General features: G+C 58.8%; 14 protein-coding genes. 4 read left to right on the top strand and 10 right to left on the bottom strand.

All coding sequences use genetic code 11. The features are described 5' to 3' along the window. Nucleotides 1–37: 37 nt before the first annotated feature. Complete coding sequence (locus tag JIN78_RS03510) at nt 38–1,642, bottom strand: glycosyl hydrolase (protein WP_200390549.1); 1,605 nt, start codon at nt 1,640–1,642, stop codon at nt 38–40. A gap of 181 nt (nt 1,643–1,823) precedes the next feature. Here JIN78_RS03510 and JIN78_RS03505 point away from each other — a divergent pair, with 181 nt between their 5' ends. Then, complete coding sequence (locus JIN78_RS03505) at nt 1,824–2,150, top strand: YegP family protein (RefSeq protein ID WP_200390548.1); 327 nt, start codon at nt 1,824–1,826, stop codon at nt 2,148–2,150. A 57-nt stretch (nt 2,151–2,207) separates the two neighbouring features. On the opposite strand, the gene JIN78_RS03500 is transcribed toward JIN78_RS03505, so the two are convergent. The 5 genes from JIN78_RS03500 to JIN78_RS03480 form a co-directional block, all read right to left on the bottom strand. Then, nucleotides 2,208–3,947, bottom strand: a complete 1,740-nt coding sequence (locus JIN78_RS03500; RefSeq protein ID WP_200390547.1) for a hypothetical protein — start codon at nt 3,945–3,947, stop codon at nt 2,208–2,210. A 98-nt stretch (nt 3,948–4,045) separates the two neighbouring features. After that, nucleotides 4,046–5,041 (bottom strand): alcohol dehydrogenase catalytic domain-containing protein, encoded by a 996-nt coding sequence (locus JIN78_RS03495; RefSeq protein WP_200390546.1) that lies wholly within the window; start codon nt 5,039–5,041, stop codon nt 4,046–4,048. A gap of 11 nt (nt 5,042–5,052) precedes the next feature. Beyond that, nucleotides 5,053–8,787, bottom strand: a complete 3,735-nt coding sequence (locus JIN78_RS03490; RefSeq protein WP_200390545.1) for a hypothetical protein — start codon at nt 8,785–8,787, stop codon at nt 5,053–5,055. A gap of 89 nt (nt 8,788–8,876) precedes the next feature. Next, nucleotides 8,877–9,656 carry a glycerophosphodiester phosphodiesterase gene (locus tag JIN78_RS03485; RefSeq protein WP_200390544.1) on the bottom strand — a complete coding sequence of 260 codons (780 nt, stop codon included), beginning with the start codon at nt 9,654–9,656 and terminating at the stop codon, nt 8,877–8,879. A gap of 19 nt (nt 9,657–9,675) precedes the next feature. Further along, complete coding sequence (locus JIN78_RS03480; RefSeq protein WP_200390543.1) at nt 9,676–11,712, bottom strand: LamG-like jellyroll fold domain-containing protein; 2,037 nt, start codon at nt 11,710–11,712, stop codon at nt 9,676–9,678. A gap of 152 nt (nt 11,713–11,864) precedes the next feature. Between JIN78_RS03480 and JIN78_RS03475 the strand changes: the two genes are divergently transcribed. Beyond that, nucleotides 11,865–12,638, top strand: coding sequence for a hypothetical protein (locus JIN78_RS03475; protein WP_200390542.1), 774 nt, complete (start codon nt 11,865–11,867; stop codon nt 12,636–12,638). 12 nt (nt 12,639–12,650) lie between these two features. On the opposite strand, the gene purC is transcribed toward JIN78_RS03475, so the two are convergent. Then, nucleotides 12,651–13,355 carry a phosphoribosylaminoimidazolesuccinocarboxamide synthase gene (gene purC, locus JIN78_RS03470; protein WP_200390541.1) on the bottom strand — a complete coding sequence of 235 codons (705 nt, stop codon included), beginning with the start codon at nt 13,353–13,355 and terminating at the stop codon, nt 12,651–12,653. A gap of 101 nt (nt 13,356–13,456) precedes the next feature. Here purC and JIN78_RS03465 point away from each other — a divergent pair, with 101 nt between their 5' ends. Next, nucleotides 13,457–14,836: an MBL fold metallo-hydrolase gene (locus JIN78_RS03465; RefSeq protein WP_200390540.1), complete on the top strand. Its 1,380-nt coding sequence runs from the start codon at nt 13,457–13,459 to the stop codon at nt 14,834–14,836. Here JIN78_RS03465 and JIN78_RS03460 read toward each other — a convergent pair. The 3 genes from JIN78_RS03460 to JIN78_RS03450 are packed head-to-tail and all read right to left on the bottom strand — an operon-like array spanning nt 14,833 to nt 17,175. Then, the gene (locus tag JIN78_RS03460; RefSeq protein ID WP_200390539.1) at nt 14,833–15,510 is read right to left on the bottom strand and encodes a PEP-CTERM sorting domain-containing protein; all 678 of its coding nucleotides are present in this window, start codon (nt 15,508–15,510) and stop codon (nt 14,833–14,835) included. The two genes, JIN78_RS03465 and JIN78_RS03460, sit on opposite strands and share 4 nt — an antisense overlap. A 37-nt stretch (nt 15,511–15,547) precedes the next feature. Continuing rightward, nucleotides 15,548–16,573 (bottom strand): UDP-3-O-(3-hydroxymyristoyl)glucosamine N-acyltransferase, encoded by a 1,026-nt coding sequence (gene lpxD, locus JIN78_RS03455; protein WP_200390538.1) that lies wholly within the window; start codon nt 16,571–16,573, stop codon nt 15,548–15,550. A gap of 26 nt (nt 16,574–16,599) precedes the next feature. Beyond that, nucleotides 16,600–17,175: an OmpH/Skp family outer membrane protein gene (locus JIN78_RS03450; RefSeq protein ID WP_200390537.1), complete on the bottom strand. Its 576-nt coding sequence runs from the start codon at nt 17,173–17,175 to the stop codon at nt 16,600–16,602. A gap of 126 nt (nt 17,176–17,301) precedes the next feature. Between JIN78_RS03450 and panC the strand changes: the two genes are divergently transcribed. After that, nucleotides 17,302–18,153: a pantoate--beta-alanine ligase gene (gene panC, locus JIN78_RS03445; protein ID WP_200390536.1), complete on the top strand. Its 852-nt coding sequence runs from the start codon at nt 17,302–17,304 to the stop codon at nt 18,151–18,153. The last annotated feature ends 53 nt before the right edge of the window (nt 18,154–18,206 follow it).

Below are 18,206 nucleotides of genomic sequence, written 5' to 3'. Positions count from 1 at the left end.
GCGCGGACCCGGGGAGCGCCCTTCCCGCCCCCTGTCATCAATCTTCTTGAGAGCGTGGCTGTTGATAAAAAATCGGGGAGCGATGGTCGCGATAGCTGACCCCGGCCGGTGTCAGGGAGCCGTCGTCCCACACCAAGCGCCGGCAATCCTCCACCCAATTGAAAGGTGCATAGCGTTCCACGAAGGGGGTCTCATCCAGCATTTCAATCATGGCCTCAATAGCCTTGCGCTGCTCTTCCGCATCCGGATCAGGCGCATTGGTCCAGTTCGCCCCATTATTCCATTCCGTGACCCACAAGGGGCGCTGCACCCGATCATGGATTCTCTTCAGAAAACCATAAAATTGATCGGCCGCAGCCCGTTCGTCGCCAGGATTCGGGATGGCGCGATAGTAATGAACGGCGACAAAATCGACCCGCAGACCCTCTTTCTCCGCGCGATCCATGAATTGGTAAAGCCAGTTCAGACCGCCATCGGAAGTGGAGGGAGAGCCCAATCGCAAGCCGGTCCCCAGCAACTCGGGCCATCCCCGGATGGCATCCTCCACACTCATATTGGCCTGATCAGGGCGATCCGGTTCATTGTATCCCAAGAGATGATTGATGCCCTTGTCCTTCCAATTCTGGTTCATCCCCGGCCAGTATCTCTTCTGCTTGATGGCCACGTATTCGACATCCAGTGAGGAGCGGGCCCCGATATTCCAGTCGTAAAACCAACCTACGTCGAGATTGCCGGTGATGCCGCCCGCAATACCCTTCTTCGCCGTCCAGCGCCAGGGAAAGACCCGGATGAAGCGCACCGAGTCCTGCAAGCCTGCGGGCAGTTCCTCAATGACCACATCAGCGTCCTGCGCCACGTAGTTCCGGCTCACCCCCGTGCCGTCCTCATTCTCGGCCAGAGTCGCAGTGTAGCCCCGTTTCAGCACGAATGAGGAAGCCGTCCCGGCCAAGGCCCCAATCGCCTCACTGCCATAGTTTTGGTAGCAGACAAAGCCCGCCCGTTCTCCCTTCAGGCCCTGGTCGGAAAAAAGAGTCAGCGCCTGATAGTCGGGGCCGTGGGGAATGACCACCGTCCCCGTGCCGTAGGCCACAAGGCGGATGTTTTTATCCACCACCGCAGGTTCATGGTTCACCACCAGACGTTCGAGATAGCGCTTGGCCACAATCGAAGGCTTCAAGTCCGGAAAGAGCGCCCAGCCATCGGAAGCGGTGAAATGGAGATAGCTCTCCGGCAAGGCATCTTCCTCGCCCGGAAAACTCACCACCGTGCCTGGCTCCGGCTCGATCACCTGGCGGGGACTCGGCTTCTGTTCTTTCACCTCGTAGTCCTTGGCCCGGGTCAGAGGTTTTCCCGGCTGGTTAAGAGGGCCCGCCAGCCCCTCGCCTGGCGGCATGAGCAGAGAAACATACCGGCGATCAAAGACACTCAAATCCGGCAAAGCCACTTCCACCGCCACCCCATCCTCGCCCCGCAACAGGACAAATCCGTTCGCCGAGCCCTCGAAATCGGCCTCCACTGGCCCGGGAGCCCCCCGCACCAGCCACTCCCGCGCACCAGCTGCCCCCGCCAGCGCCATCAGCATCACTGCGACCAGCCATCCGCTCTTGTTCTTCTCCATCACAGCCTTTTCATAAATGACCATCCTCCCCAAGCAAAGAGCCAAACCCCTCGAGGGCATCCCCCTTTCGGGTGACCACGATCACGATTTTTCCCCCGCCCGGGGTGGATTGGACGTGACTTTGTCTCCCCGCAGAGGCTCATTGATAGCGAGGGACGAGCTCTTCGTTTCCCTGAAAATACACATTCCAACCTTCCATCGAATCATGTTTGAAGTCTTCCAAAGCGAAAACAGCGAGAAATACTACTTCCGCCTCAAAGCCGGCAATGGTGAAACCATCCTCCAAAGCCAGGCCTACAAAGATAAAGCCAGTGCCCTCAAGGGGGTGGAATCCGTGAAGAAAAATGGCACCAGCGAGGAGAACTTCGAGATTCGCGAAGCGGCCAATGGCAAGGGCTACTTCGTCTTGAAAGCTGGCAACGGGCAAATCATTGGCCAGAGCCAACAATACAAATCCGAATCCGGCCTGCAAAACGGCATTCAATCCACGATGAAAAACGCCGCTGGTGAGATCAAGGATCTGACCGCCTAGGACCCGCCTTCCGCGCCACCGCCCGGTGGTGGCGCGTCACCTCCCCCGCCGGGGGTGCTACTTCCCCCGCTTGCGCAGATAGGGAGGAATATCGAGATCCTCGCCATCAATCAGATTGGGGCTTTCTCCCTCGAATTTTCCGCGCGGGCCACCGTCGAGTTCCAGCTCGGGCTGGCCGCTGGAAGCTGGCTTACCAGTGGCAGGCTTGCGCTCGGGCAAATCCTGCGGTTTGTGGGCTTCTTTCCAGTCAGCCTCTTCCGCCTCTTTCTCCCCGTCGTCGGACTTCTCCCCCACTGGCTTCTCTTTGCGCGCCTCCGGCTTGGGAGAGGACTCCCCTCCCCCCGGCTCGCTTCCGGATGACTTCTTGTCGACCTCAGTCGCGTCCTTTGGGGCAGGCTTCTCCGCGGGCTTGGCGAGGGTAGCCGGATCGGGCTTTTCCTCCTCCAGCTCATCCCCATCGTCCTCCTTGTCGTCCTCCGCGCTCCCGGAGGAAGCCTTTTCAGCAGAAGCCGTCTCTTCTTCCCGCTGTTTCCGCACGGGCTCGTCCTCTTCCTTTTCTCCGGAAACAGAATCCTCGGCTGATTCTTCTTCCTCCGCAGAATCCTCCGCGACGGCCGAATCCGGCTCGGCAGCCTCTTCTCCGGCTAGCGGAAAATCATTTTTTTTTACCTCTTCCTCTTCAGCCTTCTCCTCTTCTCCCGGATTCACATTTTGAAAGCTGATCGCGGGAACGAAGGTTCCTCCGGGATCCACCTCATCCTCGTCCTCGTCTTCCTCCCCCTCTACGGCCTCCACCTGGCCTTTGCTCGGCATGGTGGCGGTCAACTTGTTCTCCGGAAGGGCGCTGATGACCGTGACGCTGAGGGACTCGCCCATGCCCTCGTCGATGGCAGCACCGAAAAGGATATGAGCCGACTCGGGCACGTGCTTGGTGAGCCCCTGCATGAGAAGCTCGACCTCGTATAGGGTCATGTCCGGTCCCCCACTCACATGCACCAGCACGGACTCCGCATCTTCCAACAAGCTTCCCCGGTCGAGAAGAGGGCTGGAGAGCGCGTTCTTGAGCGCGGACTGGGCCCGGTTCTTGCCCTTGGCAATGCCCGAGCCGAAGAGACAGCGCGAACGATTGGTCTTCAGGGCCGTCATCAGATCATCGAGCCCCACATTGACGAGACCCGGACGAATGACGAGACGGGTCACGGCCTTGATGCTCTCGGAAATCATCCGATCGGCCGCCGTGAAGGCTTCGTGGATGCCCTGCTTGGCGAGCACCAATTCCCCCATGCGGCCATTGTCGAAGGTCACTAGGGCATTGGAAAGAACGGCCAACTCGTTGAGCGCGGTTTCCGCCTGTTCGCGACGACGTTGCCCCTCAAAGGAGAAGGGCATAGTGGCAAAGACCACCACAAAGGCGCCCTCCTCGCGGGCGATCCGGGTCACAATCGGTGCCGCCCCCGAGCCGGTGCCCCCACCCAGACCAACGCAAAGAAAAACGATTTTGCGGCCGCGCACAGCTTCGCGGAATTCGGCCTCCACCTCTTGGATGGCTTGTTTCCCCAACTCCGGGTCACCCCCCGCTCCCAGGCCCTTGGTCAGATTCGGCCCCAGCTGCAACTTCTCGCGGGCCACCGATTGGGCCAGGGTGCGCATATCGGTATTGAGGGCGAGCAGCTCGGCTCCCTCCATGCCATCCAAGGCAGCGCGGTCCAGCATATTGGCCCCGGCCCCACCCAGACCGACGACTTTGAGGGAAGAGGAGGGGATGGTCTGCTGCCGATTTCTTTCAAATGGAATCATAGTGTTGGGAAGGTTTCGGCAGGCTTATCATTTGCCCTTCCGTCAAGGCCAGCTCGAACCAGAAAAAGCGTGGCTGTAATTTTGGGAAAGAAGGGAAATCAAGGACTCAGGAGCACCCGGGGCCACTGGCCGCCTCGGGCAGCCGCGAGAGCCGCCGAAAAATCCGCCAAGGCAAAAGGCGGAGAGAATAAGGGGGCGAGACTCTTCGCCACCTCCTCTCGCGCCGCCCAAGCGACAGCCTCCCGCAGGTGGTCCGGGGCATAGTTGTGCACCCCCCGGATGTGGAGACAGGACTTCACCACCACCTGCCCATCAATCTCCACCTGACAATGATCATGGACCAGGCCCGTGGTGACGTAATGCCCCCCCGGGCGCAGCCAGGAAAGCCCCTCCCTGACCACCGAAGCCACCCCTGCCGTCTCCACCACCAAATCAAGCGGAGGAGGACCAGTCTCCGGCAGGGGAAGCGCCCCGAGCGACCGCCCGAGAGCGAGACGACTCTCCACTGGCTCGCTGAGATAAACCTCCTTGACCCCACGGGCCCGGAGAAGCGCCACCGCACAGAGACCCAGAAAGCCCCCTCCTTGCACGGCCACCCGCTGGCAGACTGCGGGGACCTCCGCGAGGGCATTCACCACCGTGGCAAAACCACAGTTGAGCGAAGCCGCCAGACTATCGGCCACCCCCTCCGGCACCGGAAAGACAGCCGTGCCCGGGCGCAAGAGGATATGACTGGCATAGGTCCCCAGCCACCCTCGCTCGTCCTCGGCGGCATGCCCATATTTCAGTAAGTGGTGGCACTTCTGCGGCAGCTGCCAACTGCGGCAGGGAATACATTCACCGCAAGAAGCAGCCAGACTCCACGTCACTCGCTGACCCTCTTTGACCTCCTCCCGCCGGGAAGCCGCAACCACCCCAACCCCCTCGTGACCGAGCACACAGGGAACCGGTGCCTCGCGACGCCCCGACAAGGTGTGCAAATCGGAACCACAAAGAGCTGCCCGCTGAAGGGCCACCAGAACTTCGCCCGGCCCGGGTTCCGGGAGAATCGCCTCTTCCAAACGAAGCTCTTCCCCCACTCCCAAGAATAACAAGCGCCGCCCCTTCACACTTCTTCAGGAGTGAGCCAACGGAAGCTGCGCACCTCAAAACGACGGCCAAAATCCGGCAGTCCGTCATCCTTCTCCGGATTGAGGCCAAAGCGATCAGCCCGAACGGGCTGGGGCGAGCGCTGCACCACCGCTTCGCACCAGGCCCGGGCCTGCACCTTGCCACTGGCCGACCGGCTTTCCCCATAAGCCCGCACCACAAAGGTATCGGAACGCACGAAGAGATTGTGCCCGAGGGTTTGCAACATGTCGGCCTGGGTCAGGAAACCAAGAGCGCCCCACGCCGTCGTCTCGGGCTTATGAGTCTGCTCAATGCGAGTCGGCTCCTTGATGTGGTCACTGTGGGTGAAGCTCGGCAAGGAACGGGAATTGTCGAGCGGATAGACCGCCTGGAAGTCTCCATTGATCCCCGAGCGGTCGATGGCCGCTTGCAGGCAGCCCTTCAAGCCTTCCGGCCCATCCACCAAACGGCGATTGACGAAATCAGACATCGAGAGGAACGGCCCCCGGGTCTTGACCTGATAGACAATCTCCTCAGCCAAACGACGCACCTCGGTGCGGCTCAGCTTCCGCGTAGCGGTCCACGCCGCCTGACTATCAGCCTCTCCTCCATCATATCCATCGAGGGGAGTATTGAGAATGCGGGGGAAAGAGACCTGACCGCCCTGCTCGGTATCGACCGTCGAAAGCAAAATGGCTTCCCAAGCCTCGACGCTGGTGGAGTTGACATTGAAGCCACCATCCGAAACCAGCACGGAGGCTGCCCGGTGATAGTCCAAGAGATGATCCAAGGGGTCCTCCTTACTCGTCTTGTGCAATCGCAGGCGACCATTGGGCAGCGGGTTCAAGTCCGGACTTGTGGCAAAGTCCCGCTTGTCCCCCCGATCCCCGGTGGAGAGGAAATAGCGATCCCAGAGGCTATGGTTCAACTCGTAGCTGAGGTCGAAGATCAGGGTATTTTCAAAAGCGGCGTCGGCCAACATTCTCCGTGCCGCGTGGGCCCAGTTTTCTTCGTTGGAGACTCCGCCCCCGTTGCTGTCCGAGCGCCCGTCAGTGGAGTGCCCGATGGAATCCTTGTTCCAACCACCCTGGCGACTATTCAGCACCGAATCCAAGCGAGGCTCGGTGCGGTCAATCGGCATGCGGGGATCGATCAGGGAATTTCCCAAGGCATAAGTCGGATGCCAAATCAGTTCGGAGAATTTGACATGCTGCAAGGCACCGAGCGACTGCACTCCAGCCTGGCGACGGGGAGCATCAAAGAGAATTCTCCGCGCCACGTTCTCAGAAGGCGGATTGAAAGGATCGGAGATACTTTTCCCATCCCGATAGCCCGGATTCATGGAATGCCAGCTCACCCGGTCGTCAAAAAGATCGCGAGTGTAGATCCCGAAGAAATGAGGAGCTTCATCATTCACATTCTCGTAAGGAGAGCGGAAGGAGTAGGAAGCCCGCAAGTTCCAGTTGGCAATCGCAGCGGATTCCAAATGAGGCGTATTGGCCAGCTTACCCCAACGGCGGTTGGACGCGTGTTCATCGAACCAACGGAGGCGGAAGCCATCCCTCGTCCGCCGATCGGGCAACACCTCCACCACGCCGTTGTTCCCCGAAATCGGCATCAAGACTGTATTCCGATCACTCCAAGAAACAGGCAATTCATCTTCATCGCCATATTGGAATGCACAGGAAACAAACTGACCGTGAGGCAGATTACTGAAATCGGACAAGGAAATTTCTCCTTGGGCACGCCCCTCAATGGGCTTCCAATACATATAATAATCATCGGCCTGTGTGTATCTGGCAGCCTGCACATCACCAGACGGCTTCACCGAAACATACTCCCGCCACTCGTAGGGCTGGGCCGGAATGAAATTATCATAGAAGACCCCCGGCGGCTTGTTCGCAACCGGATCCTCCTCCAACTGGAAAAGGGCATCGAACCGATCATCCTTGGATGTAAACTCATCCATGTAAAAGGAACGCTTCGCATCGGGAGGAACATTGGGGGAAAGGTAATTCGCCGCCAGATTGTGCTCATTGTAAGGCTGATTGTTGGCAGGAGAAAAGAGAACAGTCTCCCCGGGCTCAATGGTCACCCCCCCCAGGCGGAAATACATCGTGCCCCGGCGCCAACCGGAACCATCGCCACCGTTTTCGTTCTGCAAACTTCCCCAGTTCATGCGATAGCGCATCTGTGCCAGATCGATGCGATGCATCCCCTGGATGGTGCGAATCTCCAATTGGAGGGGAGGGTCAAAGCTAACCTCCGCCACCTTGCCGCCATTGATGAACAAGTTGATCATCGAAGGCGGAACCTCCAAGGGAAAGTTATAGGGATTCCACAGAGCGACCCGGGGATAGATGTGGGCCCGCAGTCCCCACTTCTTGAAGCCCTGCTGACCGGTGTCGAAGGTGCTGATATTGTAGTAGGTCGAACCTTCCACCAAAACTGGGGCAATATCATTCTCCGTCCGATTGCGGAACTTGACCGGAAAGTGATTGTGTCCACCATGGCCGCCAAAGTTTTGGTTCGCTTCCGTTTGCCCGGACTCGGCGGCGACTTCGATGTCTCCCAAGTTATAGCGATTTCCCCGCGTGACCCACTCCCGCATGAGCTCGAACTTGGGAGAAATGTTTTTCAAGCGCTCGGCTTGGCCTCCATCAAAGGTCAAGGCCGCTTCCATCTGGTTGCGAGGGCCGATGACATTATCCTCATCGTTCAAGCCCAGGTAAGCCGAGTCCGACTCGTCCAAACTGGCGATATTTCCCGGGCTGATGAAATAGGCCGTCAAATCCTGCTTCAGTCCCCCCTCACGGGCATCGGCCAGCACGGACCGGGATTGGGTGGTGAAATCGTGGAAATACTGGCCGACTTCATAATTGTCCATGCCATCCAGAAGCTCCAACTGTTGGTCCGTGATGAGCTTGGCCCGCACCTCGTTCGAAATTTCGTCCCCGTTTTCCGCCCCCGAGAAGGAGGCATCCTGCGCCAATTGCAGACGGCGCATTTGATTCACCGGATTCGCCAGATCTTCGTAGGGATCAACCGTTCCGATGTTGGCCTTGGCTCCCAAATCCCCCACCCACCAAGCGTAGGCCCCGTTCGGTTTATCCGAACCCTGGGCATCCTTCTTCAGATTGGGATCGCTCAAAGGGACGACCGGAGCCTTCACCAGCCCGTCGGAGAGGGCGTCCGCCCCCAAGGTGCCCCGTCCCACCAGAGTCATCATCTCTGTCCCATCTTCCCGATCCTCGGGCACATAGTTTGTATCCGACTCATTCCCACTGACCAGAACGGAGAGACGGTCGTCCTCCGCGTCCCAGCCATAGACGGACCGCATATCTTTCAGCCCTCCGTCCTGAGCATCCCGTTGGATGACGGGCATGCCATCTTCCAGGGTCGTGCGCCAGACGCTCACCCAGTGGGGATGCTCCACCCCTTCCACCTCCTCGGTATCGGGTCGACGGTCCAGAAGGGAAGAAGGAGCCGAGACCCGTTGGTCAGGCCCCATTGTCTCTTGCAGCTCCCCCAGGGCGAGAGAGAGTGCCAGTCTCGCATTGGCTCGCGCAGCTTGCAGACTCCGGGATTCAGACGTGGTTCTGATCTGCACCATACTGAGCTGCAGAACTCCAATCGCGAGCATGCTGAGTAAGACCAGCATGGTCACGGTCACGACCATCGCAAAGCCGTGTTCCTCGTTTCTCGTTCCCCTGTAGTTGCCGATTTTCATTTGTTATTTCGGTAGCAAGTGATTTGCGCCATCAAACGAGAGAACTCTTTCAGGTTCTCTCTACTCAAGTTATCTCAATTGACTCCCCCTCATTCCTTCGTGAGCTTTTGCAAGCCTTGGCGAATGGTGGCGGGAAAATCAGTGGTAATCGAAAGGGAGCCCAGGTTGAGGTATTTGGCAGCCTTCGAGACCTCGTTCAGGGTCCAGTTGTGATATTCGTATCCGCCCTCTTTCAGGTCCTGCACAAACTTATCGTCGATTGCGGGGTGGATATTGGTGGAGAGCCCGTTGGCCCCGGTCTCCGCGAGCATTTCGTGCACGGTTTTCACCGAGGGAGTCAGGCGGGGACGACGTTTATCAAAGGCCACCAACAGCATTGTGCGACAGGAGGGCTTGGCCAATTTCCACTGCTTGACGAAGTCCGCGTTGAAGGAAATAACGACCAATTGCTCGGGTTCCAAATCGGTTTCCTCGAAGGTTTTGCTCAGGGCGGGCACAATCTCCGGCCCACACTTCACTTCGATATAGATAGCCTTCTCGCTGGGCACGGTTTCCAGCACCTCTGCAATAGTGGGAATCTGGGCACCGGCATATTTCGGGCTTTTCCAAGAGCCGACCTCCAGCTCACGCAATTCTTCCAAAGTGGAATCGGCCACCACCAGCTTCTTCCCCGCCACTCGGGCGGTATCCTTGTCGTGGATGCAGACAATGTGTCCGTCCTTGGTGAGATGGAAGTCCCCTTCGACCGCGTCCGCTCCTTGCTCCCAGGCCAACTCGAAGGCAGGCAAGGTATTTTCCGGAGCATCACCGGAAGCGCCGCGATGGGCCACGATAAAAAGAGAGACGGCAATTTCTAAAGATAAAGACATATTTCGATGAGTTCGATGTTTATTGAGTTTTTCCGGCGGCTTCAGGCATCACCTTTTGTTGCCGGGGCGTCCCGTGAATGCGGGCATGAGCGGAATAACTGGACCGATCGTAGAGAGAGCCATCGACCTCGACATTCATATCGAGGAGGAGAAGAGTGTTCTCATCGCTCTGCCAAGTCTCCCCTAGCGCGACTTCTGCACCTTGGTAGCGGACGGAATCTGAAATCCGCACCGCATCGATGAGCCCATTGAAAAGAGATCCTCCTTGTCCGCGACGATCGACGTCTCCCCCGATGATGAGGGGCAGATTATTGGGCACCCTTTCTCCCTCACCTGTGGCCGACTCCACCAAAACACCATCGAGATAAAGCCGGGCCTCCTTCCCGTCATACACCCCTGCCAAGTGGTGCCACTCATTGGCCTGCAACATCGGCTGGGCAGCCCGTGCGCTCAGGTAGGAATCACCGAGGCGAATGGAGAAAACGGGGCGGCCGTCACTCACAAAGAGACCGAATTCCGAGCTCTCCGCTTTGGAAACCAGACCCGTGCGGGAGTCAAAACTCCGCCCCTGGAACCAAGCTTCCACGGTCAATTCCGATTGATAGTTCAACTGGGAAGAGGCCACGGAGAGATATTGGTCGACGCCATTGAGGTCGATGGCGTGGTTCTCTTTCTCCAACCAAGGGGCGGACAAAGTGTAAGGGAGGGGAATCTCGCGAACAGGCAGCGGGTAGCGAGATGAATCAGTGAGATACTCGACCTCCATCGACAAGACGGGGGAAGAAAAGGCTTCGTCGAGAATACCGGCCGAGCGGGTGACCCGGAACTCAACAAGACCAGTCTCCCCGGGCGCGATGGAAAGGTGCTCGTGGTCGGGGGAGAAGCGCCAGCGGTTGTCCCGGCTCTGCGGAAAGAGATTCACCTGCAGGGCCCGGTCCACGGGATTGCTGATTTCGACCTCGACCACTTGATCCACCACCCCGTCGGCTTGCACCGTGATTTTCGGGCTTGGCACGACTCCGGCTCCCGCGACGGTGCGCAGCTTGGCCAACAAATCCGGCGTAATCTCCCGCACATCGAGAGCCTCTCCAACGGGATAGGCCGTGATTCCGACCTGATTTTCCCTCACCGTGACGACGTGATAGTGATGCAACGCACCAGCGGAGGGAAGCGCGCCTGACTGATGGCCCCCTGTCGTGGCGAGGGTCACATAGTCGATTCCATCCTTCGCATCCGTGCGCATGTAGTGCACATGGCCCGCAAACACGGCAGAGACATTGCCAGCCTTCACCAGCTCCTGATGAACTTTCCCCCAGTCATCACCGTAGTTGTTGCCAATCCACCGGGGGTGGTGGAGGAAAAGAAAGACGTGCTTGCTGTCCCCGGCCTTGGCGAGCATCTCCTGCAACCAAGTGAACTGCTCTTCAGACATTTTCTGGTTCTCGGGATTGCCGAAGGACTTCTCGTTGGTTTCCGGATTCCCCTCATCCGAGTAGAGGACAATGAAAAAGCAATCCTTGTGCTCGAAGGCATACCAGAGAGGCCCAAAATGGGTCTCATAGGACTCATCATGCTGACCCAGGGGCGCGTCGTCCCCCCGCCAGTAAACATCATGATTTCCCGCAACCGGGAACCAGGGACAGATCAGATTGTTCATGATGCCCTTGTATTCCCGCATTTGGGGCAGCCAGTCGGCAGTCGTGTTGTAACCCTGGATGAGGTCCCCGACCGTCATCACCAGATCCGGCTCCAGCAAGTTCACATCACGGACCGCATCGGCGAGAATATTGACCCCCGAGTCCGGGCCTCCCGTGCGGTCACCGAATACGGCGAAAGTGAACATAGGCTCCTCATTGGTGAGCTCGAGAGCGGCTCCCTCGCGATTGGTGAAGAAACGATCTTCACTCGCGGGAACCGTGGCGTGCTTCTCATTGTGATGATGAGTGTGGCGCTGATGGACCAGATTTTTCAGGTCCTGGCCCTGACCCTTCAGGAGAAGGGACAAAGAAAGAACCAAGACGGCTCGTCCGGCGCGACAACAGGGGTGCTTGCTCATGTGGCCGGGAACAAGGCACGGGCCAAGACTTCATCATAGCTCGCAAATGTGACAATTTTGATACAAATTCCGTCACAAGCCCTTATTCATGTGTCGAAATTGACACTTTAATTTGGTTCCCGCTCCCGCAGGGGAAACGGAACTTCTGGCCCGTGAAAAAAGCTCTTTTTTTAGGAATCCTGCTGGCCACCCTCACCTCACTCCTTGGCGAAGAGGAGGTTCAATATCGCAGCCTGCGAGTTCTCTGCTTGGGAGATGCGCCCCCCTTTGAGCAGGAAATCCGTAATGGCGTTCGCTACGAGCTGGATCCACCCGAGGGTTCCATCCCACCTGCCAGCGTGATGGTGACTGGTCTCAACACGACGGATGAGAAGGCGGGCTTTCGCCTCCAGCTCGGCCGCTTGTCGGAGAGCCGCCAGTTCAAGGTCGGGGACGAAGTTCCGGTCTTGACCCTGAAAAATGAGGAGGGCGAAACCTGGTTTTCCTCCCGCCTGCCGGACTACCCGCGCACTCTGCTGGTGATGTGGCGCTTGAAAGGCGAGGACTGGTTCAAGCCCCGCCACCTTTTCCTCCCCGACAATGCCAACGACAGCTCCGTGCGCGTTCTCAACTTGACGGGACAAACCATGGGCATCGCCTTCGCCGATCAGAAAGTGAGCGCCATCCCCGGCAAACCGGTTTCTCTCGCCTTTCCCAGCGGAGCTTCCGCCGAGTTTGCCATCCTCTACTCGCAAGCTGGCGGAGGGGTGCGGCCTTGTCTGCAAACTCTGCTCCAACAGAGCCGCAACCGCAGCCAGCAATTCTTCGTCTATGCGGCAGACACCGCCGAGAGCCGTGTTCCCTACAAGGTGACCTCCCTCCAGGACAACTACACCATGCGAACGGACCTCGGCCCCGAGCCTACGCAAGCAAAGGCGGAAGACTAAACCTCCCCGCCCTCATTCCGCCTCGGTGATCCGACGGAGGACTTCCTGATAGCCCTCCATGACATCACCGAGGTCCTGCCGAAAGCGATCTTTGTCCAACTTCTTGCCGGTTTCCGCATCCCACAGCCGACAGGTATCGGGGCTGACCTCATCGGCGAGCACGATTTCTCCCGACGACAAACGGCCAAATTCGATTTTGAAGTCAATGAGGCGAAGCCCGCACTTCTGAAAGAAGTCGATGAGGACTTCATTGACGACAAGGGCCTGCTTTTTCAAAAAAGCACATTCCTCCTCAGTAGCCAGGCCCATCTCGCGAGCATAGTCGTCGTTGATCAAGGGGTCGCCCAATTCATCGGACTTGTAGCTGAACTCCACGATGGGCTGCTGGAAGGGAGTGCCCTCGGCCACCCCCGTGCGGCGGCAAAAGCTCCCCGCCGCCACATTGCGCACAATGACCTCCACCATCAGGATCTCCACTTTTTTGACCATCAAATTCACCTCATCCCCATCGGCCGCAAGGTGAGTGGGCACCCCTTTTTTCTCCAACATGTTGTAAAGAAGGAGGGTGATGGCCTTGTTCAGCCGCCCCTTGCTTTCAAAGACGGCCTTTTTCTCCGCGTTGAACGCGGTGGCGTCGTCCTTGTATTCCATGCGGAGAACTTCCGGATCGTCGGTGGTGTAGAGACGCTTGGCCTTGCCTTCGTAAAGTGGTTCCATGCCCTTTGCTACCGCTCTCGGGCGAACTCGAAAAGCCCGAAATCGCCCCCATGACCCAAAGCTGTCTTCCCCTTTCCCTGCGGAAACGCCAGAAACCAATCGTGTCTGATGCCGTAACCCTGCGCAGTCTCTGCCGCGCACCTGAAATTGGAGCCAATTCGTATCAATTACAAATCGGCGGGGTGAGTCTTGTCATCGACGCGGGGATGCATCCCAAACAAGACGGGGCCGAGGCCCTTCCCCGCTATGATTTGCTGGCACCGGACAGCGTGGATGCCATCTTTATTTCCCACGCCCATCTCGACCACATCGGCACCCTCCCCGTCCTCCAGCAGGAACAGCCCCGGGCCCGCGTCTACATGACCCCGGAGGTGGTCGATCTGGCGGAGGCTCTCCTGCACAACTCGGTCAACGTCATGACCAGTCAGGCCGAAGAACTGGCCATCGACGACTACCCTCTCTTCACCCACGGGGACCTCGACGACCTCTCCCAAGTCTGGCAAGGCTATCCCTACCGCCGCTCCTTCGCCGCCTTGGCCGATGAAGAAGTGACCGCCACCTTTTACGATGCCGGGCACGTGCTTGGCTCCGCTGGCATTCTCTTCGAAGGGGCCGGTCAACGGATTTTCTACAGCGGGGACGTGCAGTTCACCGATCAAAGCCTCATCAAAGGGGCCGACTTTTCCGACCTGGGACCACTGGATACTCTCATCGTGGAAACCACCCGCGGGAATGCCCCCTCCGACCCCACCTTCGACCGGGAGGCCGAAGTGGCCCGCCTGATTGCCGACTTGACCGAAACCATCCATCGCCGGGGTTCGGCCTTGATTCCGGTCTTTGCGATGGGAAAGACCCAGGAGGTTCTCACCATGATTCAGAATGCCAAGGAGGCGGGTGAGCTTCCGGACGCCCCGGTCACCATTGGCGGGCTCTCGACCAAGATGACCACCATCTACGATCGCTATGCCAGCAATGCCAATCGCAAGCGGCCGGACTTCCGCATCCTGCGCGACATGGAGCTGCGAGCCGGCACCCGGCGTCGGGGCAAGTCAGTGCCCATTCGTTATCAAGAGGGCGCTATTTATGCGCTCTCCAGCGGTATGATGTCGGAAAACACCGTGTCCAACAAATTTGCCCGCCAGTTTCTCCCCAATCCGGCCAATTCCCTTCACTTCGTCGGCTACTCGGACCCCTCCACTCCCTCTTACGCCATCAGGCAAGCTTCCACCGGAGACGCCATCTCCCTCGACGAGCGCCGGGAGCCGGTGCCTCTCCGGTGCCAGGTGGAGGAATACCAGTTCTCCGGCCATGCCGACCGGGAGCTCTTGCTGGACTTCATCCTGGCCTCCGGGGCCAAACAGGTCTTTCTCGTCCATGGCGACCTCGAGGCTTCCCGCTGGTTCGAGCGGGAGCTTGCACAACGGGCTCCGCAAATGACCGCCATCATCCCGGAACCCGGCTACGAGTATTCGCTGCGCTAGCCCTGCCGTCTCCGCACCCCCAGGGCTCCCAGCAGAGCGCCCAAACCCAGCACGAGGCTGGAGGGCTCGGGAATAGTCGTGATGCGAACGGCATTGAGGCGGGCCCGATTCGAATCGCTGTTCTCGCGCACGAAGATATCGTAGGCGCTTACCCCGTCGCTCTCCAATTCAAAGACAAACGGATCTGTTGCGTGGGAGCCGAAGGACTCGGTGTGGATGGTCTCCGCGTTGTTTCTCCGGCTTGCGACAATGACGGGAGAGATGGAATTGGGATCCGCGTCCCAGGCCCAAACTTCGACGCGATAAATCCCAACCGGCAAATCGCCAGCCCCTCCAATGAGGATCCCCACTGCTGCCGAGCCGCCATCTTCAAAGACAAAATCCCGGGTGAGAGCAGTCGCGGTGCCCCCTGCTCCTGTGGACGAGGCAGGACGCAAACGGGAAGCGTTCCCGCCCACGGTAAAGAGCTGGAAATTGATGCCGTTGACCTCCACCGCAGCGGACCCGCCATTGGTGGCATCCAGGGAAGCAAAGCCCGGCGCGGTATCAATGACCCCGGAAGTATCGCCGCCACTCAAACGGGTGGAATCGATGTCGATAGCGTAGGTGACCGCCTGCGCCACACCCGCCCCCAGAAGAGACAGGCCCAGCAAATAGCCGATAGAGGTTTTCATTACCTCTAGCAAACCCAAAGGAAGTTTCGCTGGCAAGCTAGTTTTTCAGCTCATCGACCTCCTTGCGCAACTGCTTGAGCTCTTTCTTAAAGCTCGGCAATTGACTGCGGAGAACGACCAGCTTTTTCTCTTCCCGCAAAGGGATGGGAGGCGTTCCCCAGTAAACACCCGGCTTGGTGACACTGCCAGGAACCCCTGACCGCGTCGCCAGAACGACACCGTCGGTGACTTCCAGATGACCCGCGATCCCGCATTGGGCCGCGATAGTAACGTTGTTGCCGATGCGGCAACTCCCCGCAATCCCCGTTTGCGCCACGATGAGACAGTGTTTGCCAATCGTCACATTGTGACCGATCTGCACCAAGTTATCGATTTTTGTGCCTTCTCCAATCAAGGTTTTGCCGAAGCGAGCCCGGTCGATGGTGGTGTTGGCACCCACTTCGACCTCGTCTTCCAGAACCACGATGCCAACTTGAGGGATAGCCCGATGGCGCCCGTCCACGGTCTCGTAACCGTAGCCCTCCGAGCCGATAACCGCGCCCGGTTGCACGACCACCCGGTTGCCGAGCTGGCAGCGCTCACGAATCACCACATTGCCATGGAGAAGGCAATCACTCCCGATTTCAACCTCTCGTTCCACCACCGTGCCCGGACCGATTTCACTACCCACGCCGATGCGCACGCCCTCCTCGATGACGGCATGGGCCCGCACCATCACGCCAGCGACTTCCGCCGTGGGGTGGACAAAGGCCGTGGGATGAATCTCCGCCGCAAAAGGGCGCTTGGCAGAGGCCCCTTCCATCACTTGGCTAAAAGCCAGCGAAGGGTTGGCGACATCGATAAGCACAATGCCCTCCCGGGGCACGGGAGCTTGCTCCACGACCAACACCACTCCGGCAGCGGTGCCTCGGTAGGCGGGGAGATACTTTTCGTTGCCCAGAAAGCTCAAGTCTGTCGGCCCCGCTTCATCGAGAGCAGCAAAGCCACTCACAGAAAATTCGGGATCCCCGACACGAAGACGCCCTCCGCAGAGGGCGACGATTTCGGAAACGGTCAGCTTCACGAAAAATAACAAGCTCAGGATTCCAGTTACTCCGCCGGAGCGTCCTTGTTCAACTCGGTCAGAAGAGATTCGGTGATATCGAAAGTGTCCTTGGAGTAGAGAACGACCGGCACCTGGGTCGTGCTGTTGCCGGATTTGTCAAAGACGAAGTCATAGCCTTCCGCTTTCGCCTTCTCCTCCAAGAGCTGGGAGATTTCTTCCAAAATGCCTCGCATCTGGCGCTGCATCTCGTCCTGCACCTGACGGCGCTTGCGGTCCAAATACTCCTTCAAGGAGCGGGTCATCGCGATGCCATCGTTTTGCTTGCGCTGGATTTCATCGTAGATTTCCTTCTTTTTCGCTTCGTTGAGAGAAGGGTCCTCGAACTGCTTGCGAAGGGTGTTGAGTTCCTCTTCCAGCTCTTGGATTTCCTGCTGCTTCTCATTGTTGGCCTTGGTCAGGAGAGCCTGCTTCTCATTCAACTCCTGCTGGGCCTCTTCGGTGCGGTAGTAATCCTTGAGAAGGCGCTTCATATCCACGGTGGCAACCTTCAGGTCCTGAGCTCCAAGCTGGGCGAAGGAAAGAAGAGCGAACAATGCGGCAAAGAAAAATCCTGTTTTCATAAACTCGATGGGGTAGACGTTTGTCTCGTCGCCAGACGTTGGCGGGCTTTTTGCCGTCCGTCAACGATTCTGCTTCCCTTTTAACGCCTCCTTGCCCGTCGCTTGCCTAAATTTTCCCATTTTGTCATGACTACCTCCACTTCCTCCGCCGATCTCCGTGCAGAACGAGCGCACTGGAGCCGTCCAGTCGCCTTCGTCCCCACCATGGGGGCCCTGCACGAAGGTCATCTCAGCCTCTTCCAGCAGGCCCGCGCAGCGGTGGGCGAGAAGGGGCATGTCGTCGCCTCCATCTTCGTCAATCCCCTGCAATTTGACCGCCCGGAGGACTTGCAGAGCTACCCCCGCACCCTCAGCGAAGACCTGGAGCTCTGCCAAAAGGAAGGCGTCGATCACGTCTTCTGCCCCCGGGGAGAAGACTTCTACGCCCCGGACCACTCCATCCAAGTGCTGGAAAGCCGCCTCGCCCGCCACCTGTGCGGAGCAACCCGCCCGGGACACTTCGACGGTGTCTGCACGGTCGTGCTCAAGCTCTTCAACCTGGTGCAACCCACCTGCGCCATTTTTGGCAAAAAAGACTACCAACAACTGGCCATCATCCGCCGACTGGTGCGCGACCTCTCGGTGCCCATCGAGATCATCGGAGCCGAGACCTTTCGCGAAAAAGACGGTCTCGCGCTCTCTTCCCGCAACCGCAACCTCTCCCCCGCCGACCGAGCGGATGCCCCCCGCCTGCGCCGGGCCCTCCTCGCGGGAGAGAACCTCGCCGTCACCGGAGAGCGCTCTCCGCAAAAATATCTCGCCGCCGCCCATGCCCAGCTCCAGGAGGCTCCCGCGAGCTTTCGCCTCGACTATCTGGAACTCGTCTCCCGCGCCACCCTGCAACCTCTCGCCAGCGTCAACGAGCCCGCCCTCCTCGCCATCGCCGCCTTCTATGGCCCCGTGCGCCTCATCGACAACATCGAGGTCGATGCCCGCTGACGACCTTTCCCCGCGCTTTCCCTCCCTTCCCGCTGGACCTGCCCCCGCCGCTG

Origin of the sequence: Roseibacillus ishigakijimensis, assembly GCF_016595415.1 — a bacterium.
Classification (GTDB): domain Bacteria; phylum Verrucomicrobiota; class Verrucomicrobiia; order Verrucomicrobiales; family Akkermansiaceae; genus Roseibacillus; species Roseibacillus ishigakijimensis.
This window is presented reverse-complemented; position numbering and strand designations above follow the sequence as displayed.

Bases quoted from the DNA above. Each gene is read 5' to 3' on its own strand.
- JIN78_RS03485 (WP_200390544.1), bottom strand. From the start codon at position 9,656: ATGTCTTTATCTTTAGAAATTGCCGTCTCTCTTTTTATCGTGGCCCAT.
- purC (WP_200390541.1), bottom strand. From the start codon at position 13,355: ATGGAACCACTTTACGAAGGCAAGGCCAAGCGTCTCTACACCACCGAC.
- JIN78_RS03480 (WP_200390543.1), bottom strand. From the start codon at position 11,712: ATGAGCAAGCACCCCTGTTGTCGCGCCGGACGAGCCGTCTTGGTTCTT.
- JIN78_RS03450 (WP_200390537.1), bottom strand. From the start codon at position 17,175: ATGAAAACAGGATTTTTCTTTGCCGCATTGTTCGCTCTTCTTTCCTTC.
- panC (WP_200390536.1), top strand. From the start codon at position 17,302: ATGACTACCTCCACTTCCTCCGCCGATCTCCGTGCAGAACGAGCGCAC.
- JIN78_RS03490 (WP_200390545.1), bottom strand. From the start codon at position 8,787: ATGAAAATCGGCAACTACAGGGGAACGAGAAACGAGGAACACGGCTTT.
- JIN78_RS03460 (WP_200390539.1), bottom strand. From the start codon at position 15,510: ATGAAAACCTCTATCGGCTATTTGCTGGGCCTGTCTCTTCTGGGGGCG.
- JIN78_RS03510 (WP_200390549.1), bottom strand. From the start codon at position 1,642: ATGGTCATTTATGAAAAGGCTGTGATGGAGAAGAACAAGAGCGGATGG.
- JIN78_RS03505 (WP_200390548.1), top strand. From the start codon at position 1,824: ATGTTTGAAGTCTTCCAAAGCGAAAACAGCGAGAAATACTACTTCCGC.
- JIN78_RS03500 (WP_200390547.1), bottom strand. From the start codon at position 3,947: ATGATTCCATTTGAAAGAAATCGGCAGCAGACCATCCCCTCCTCTTCC.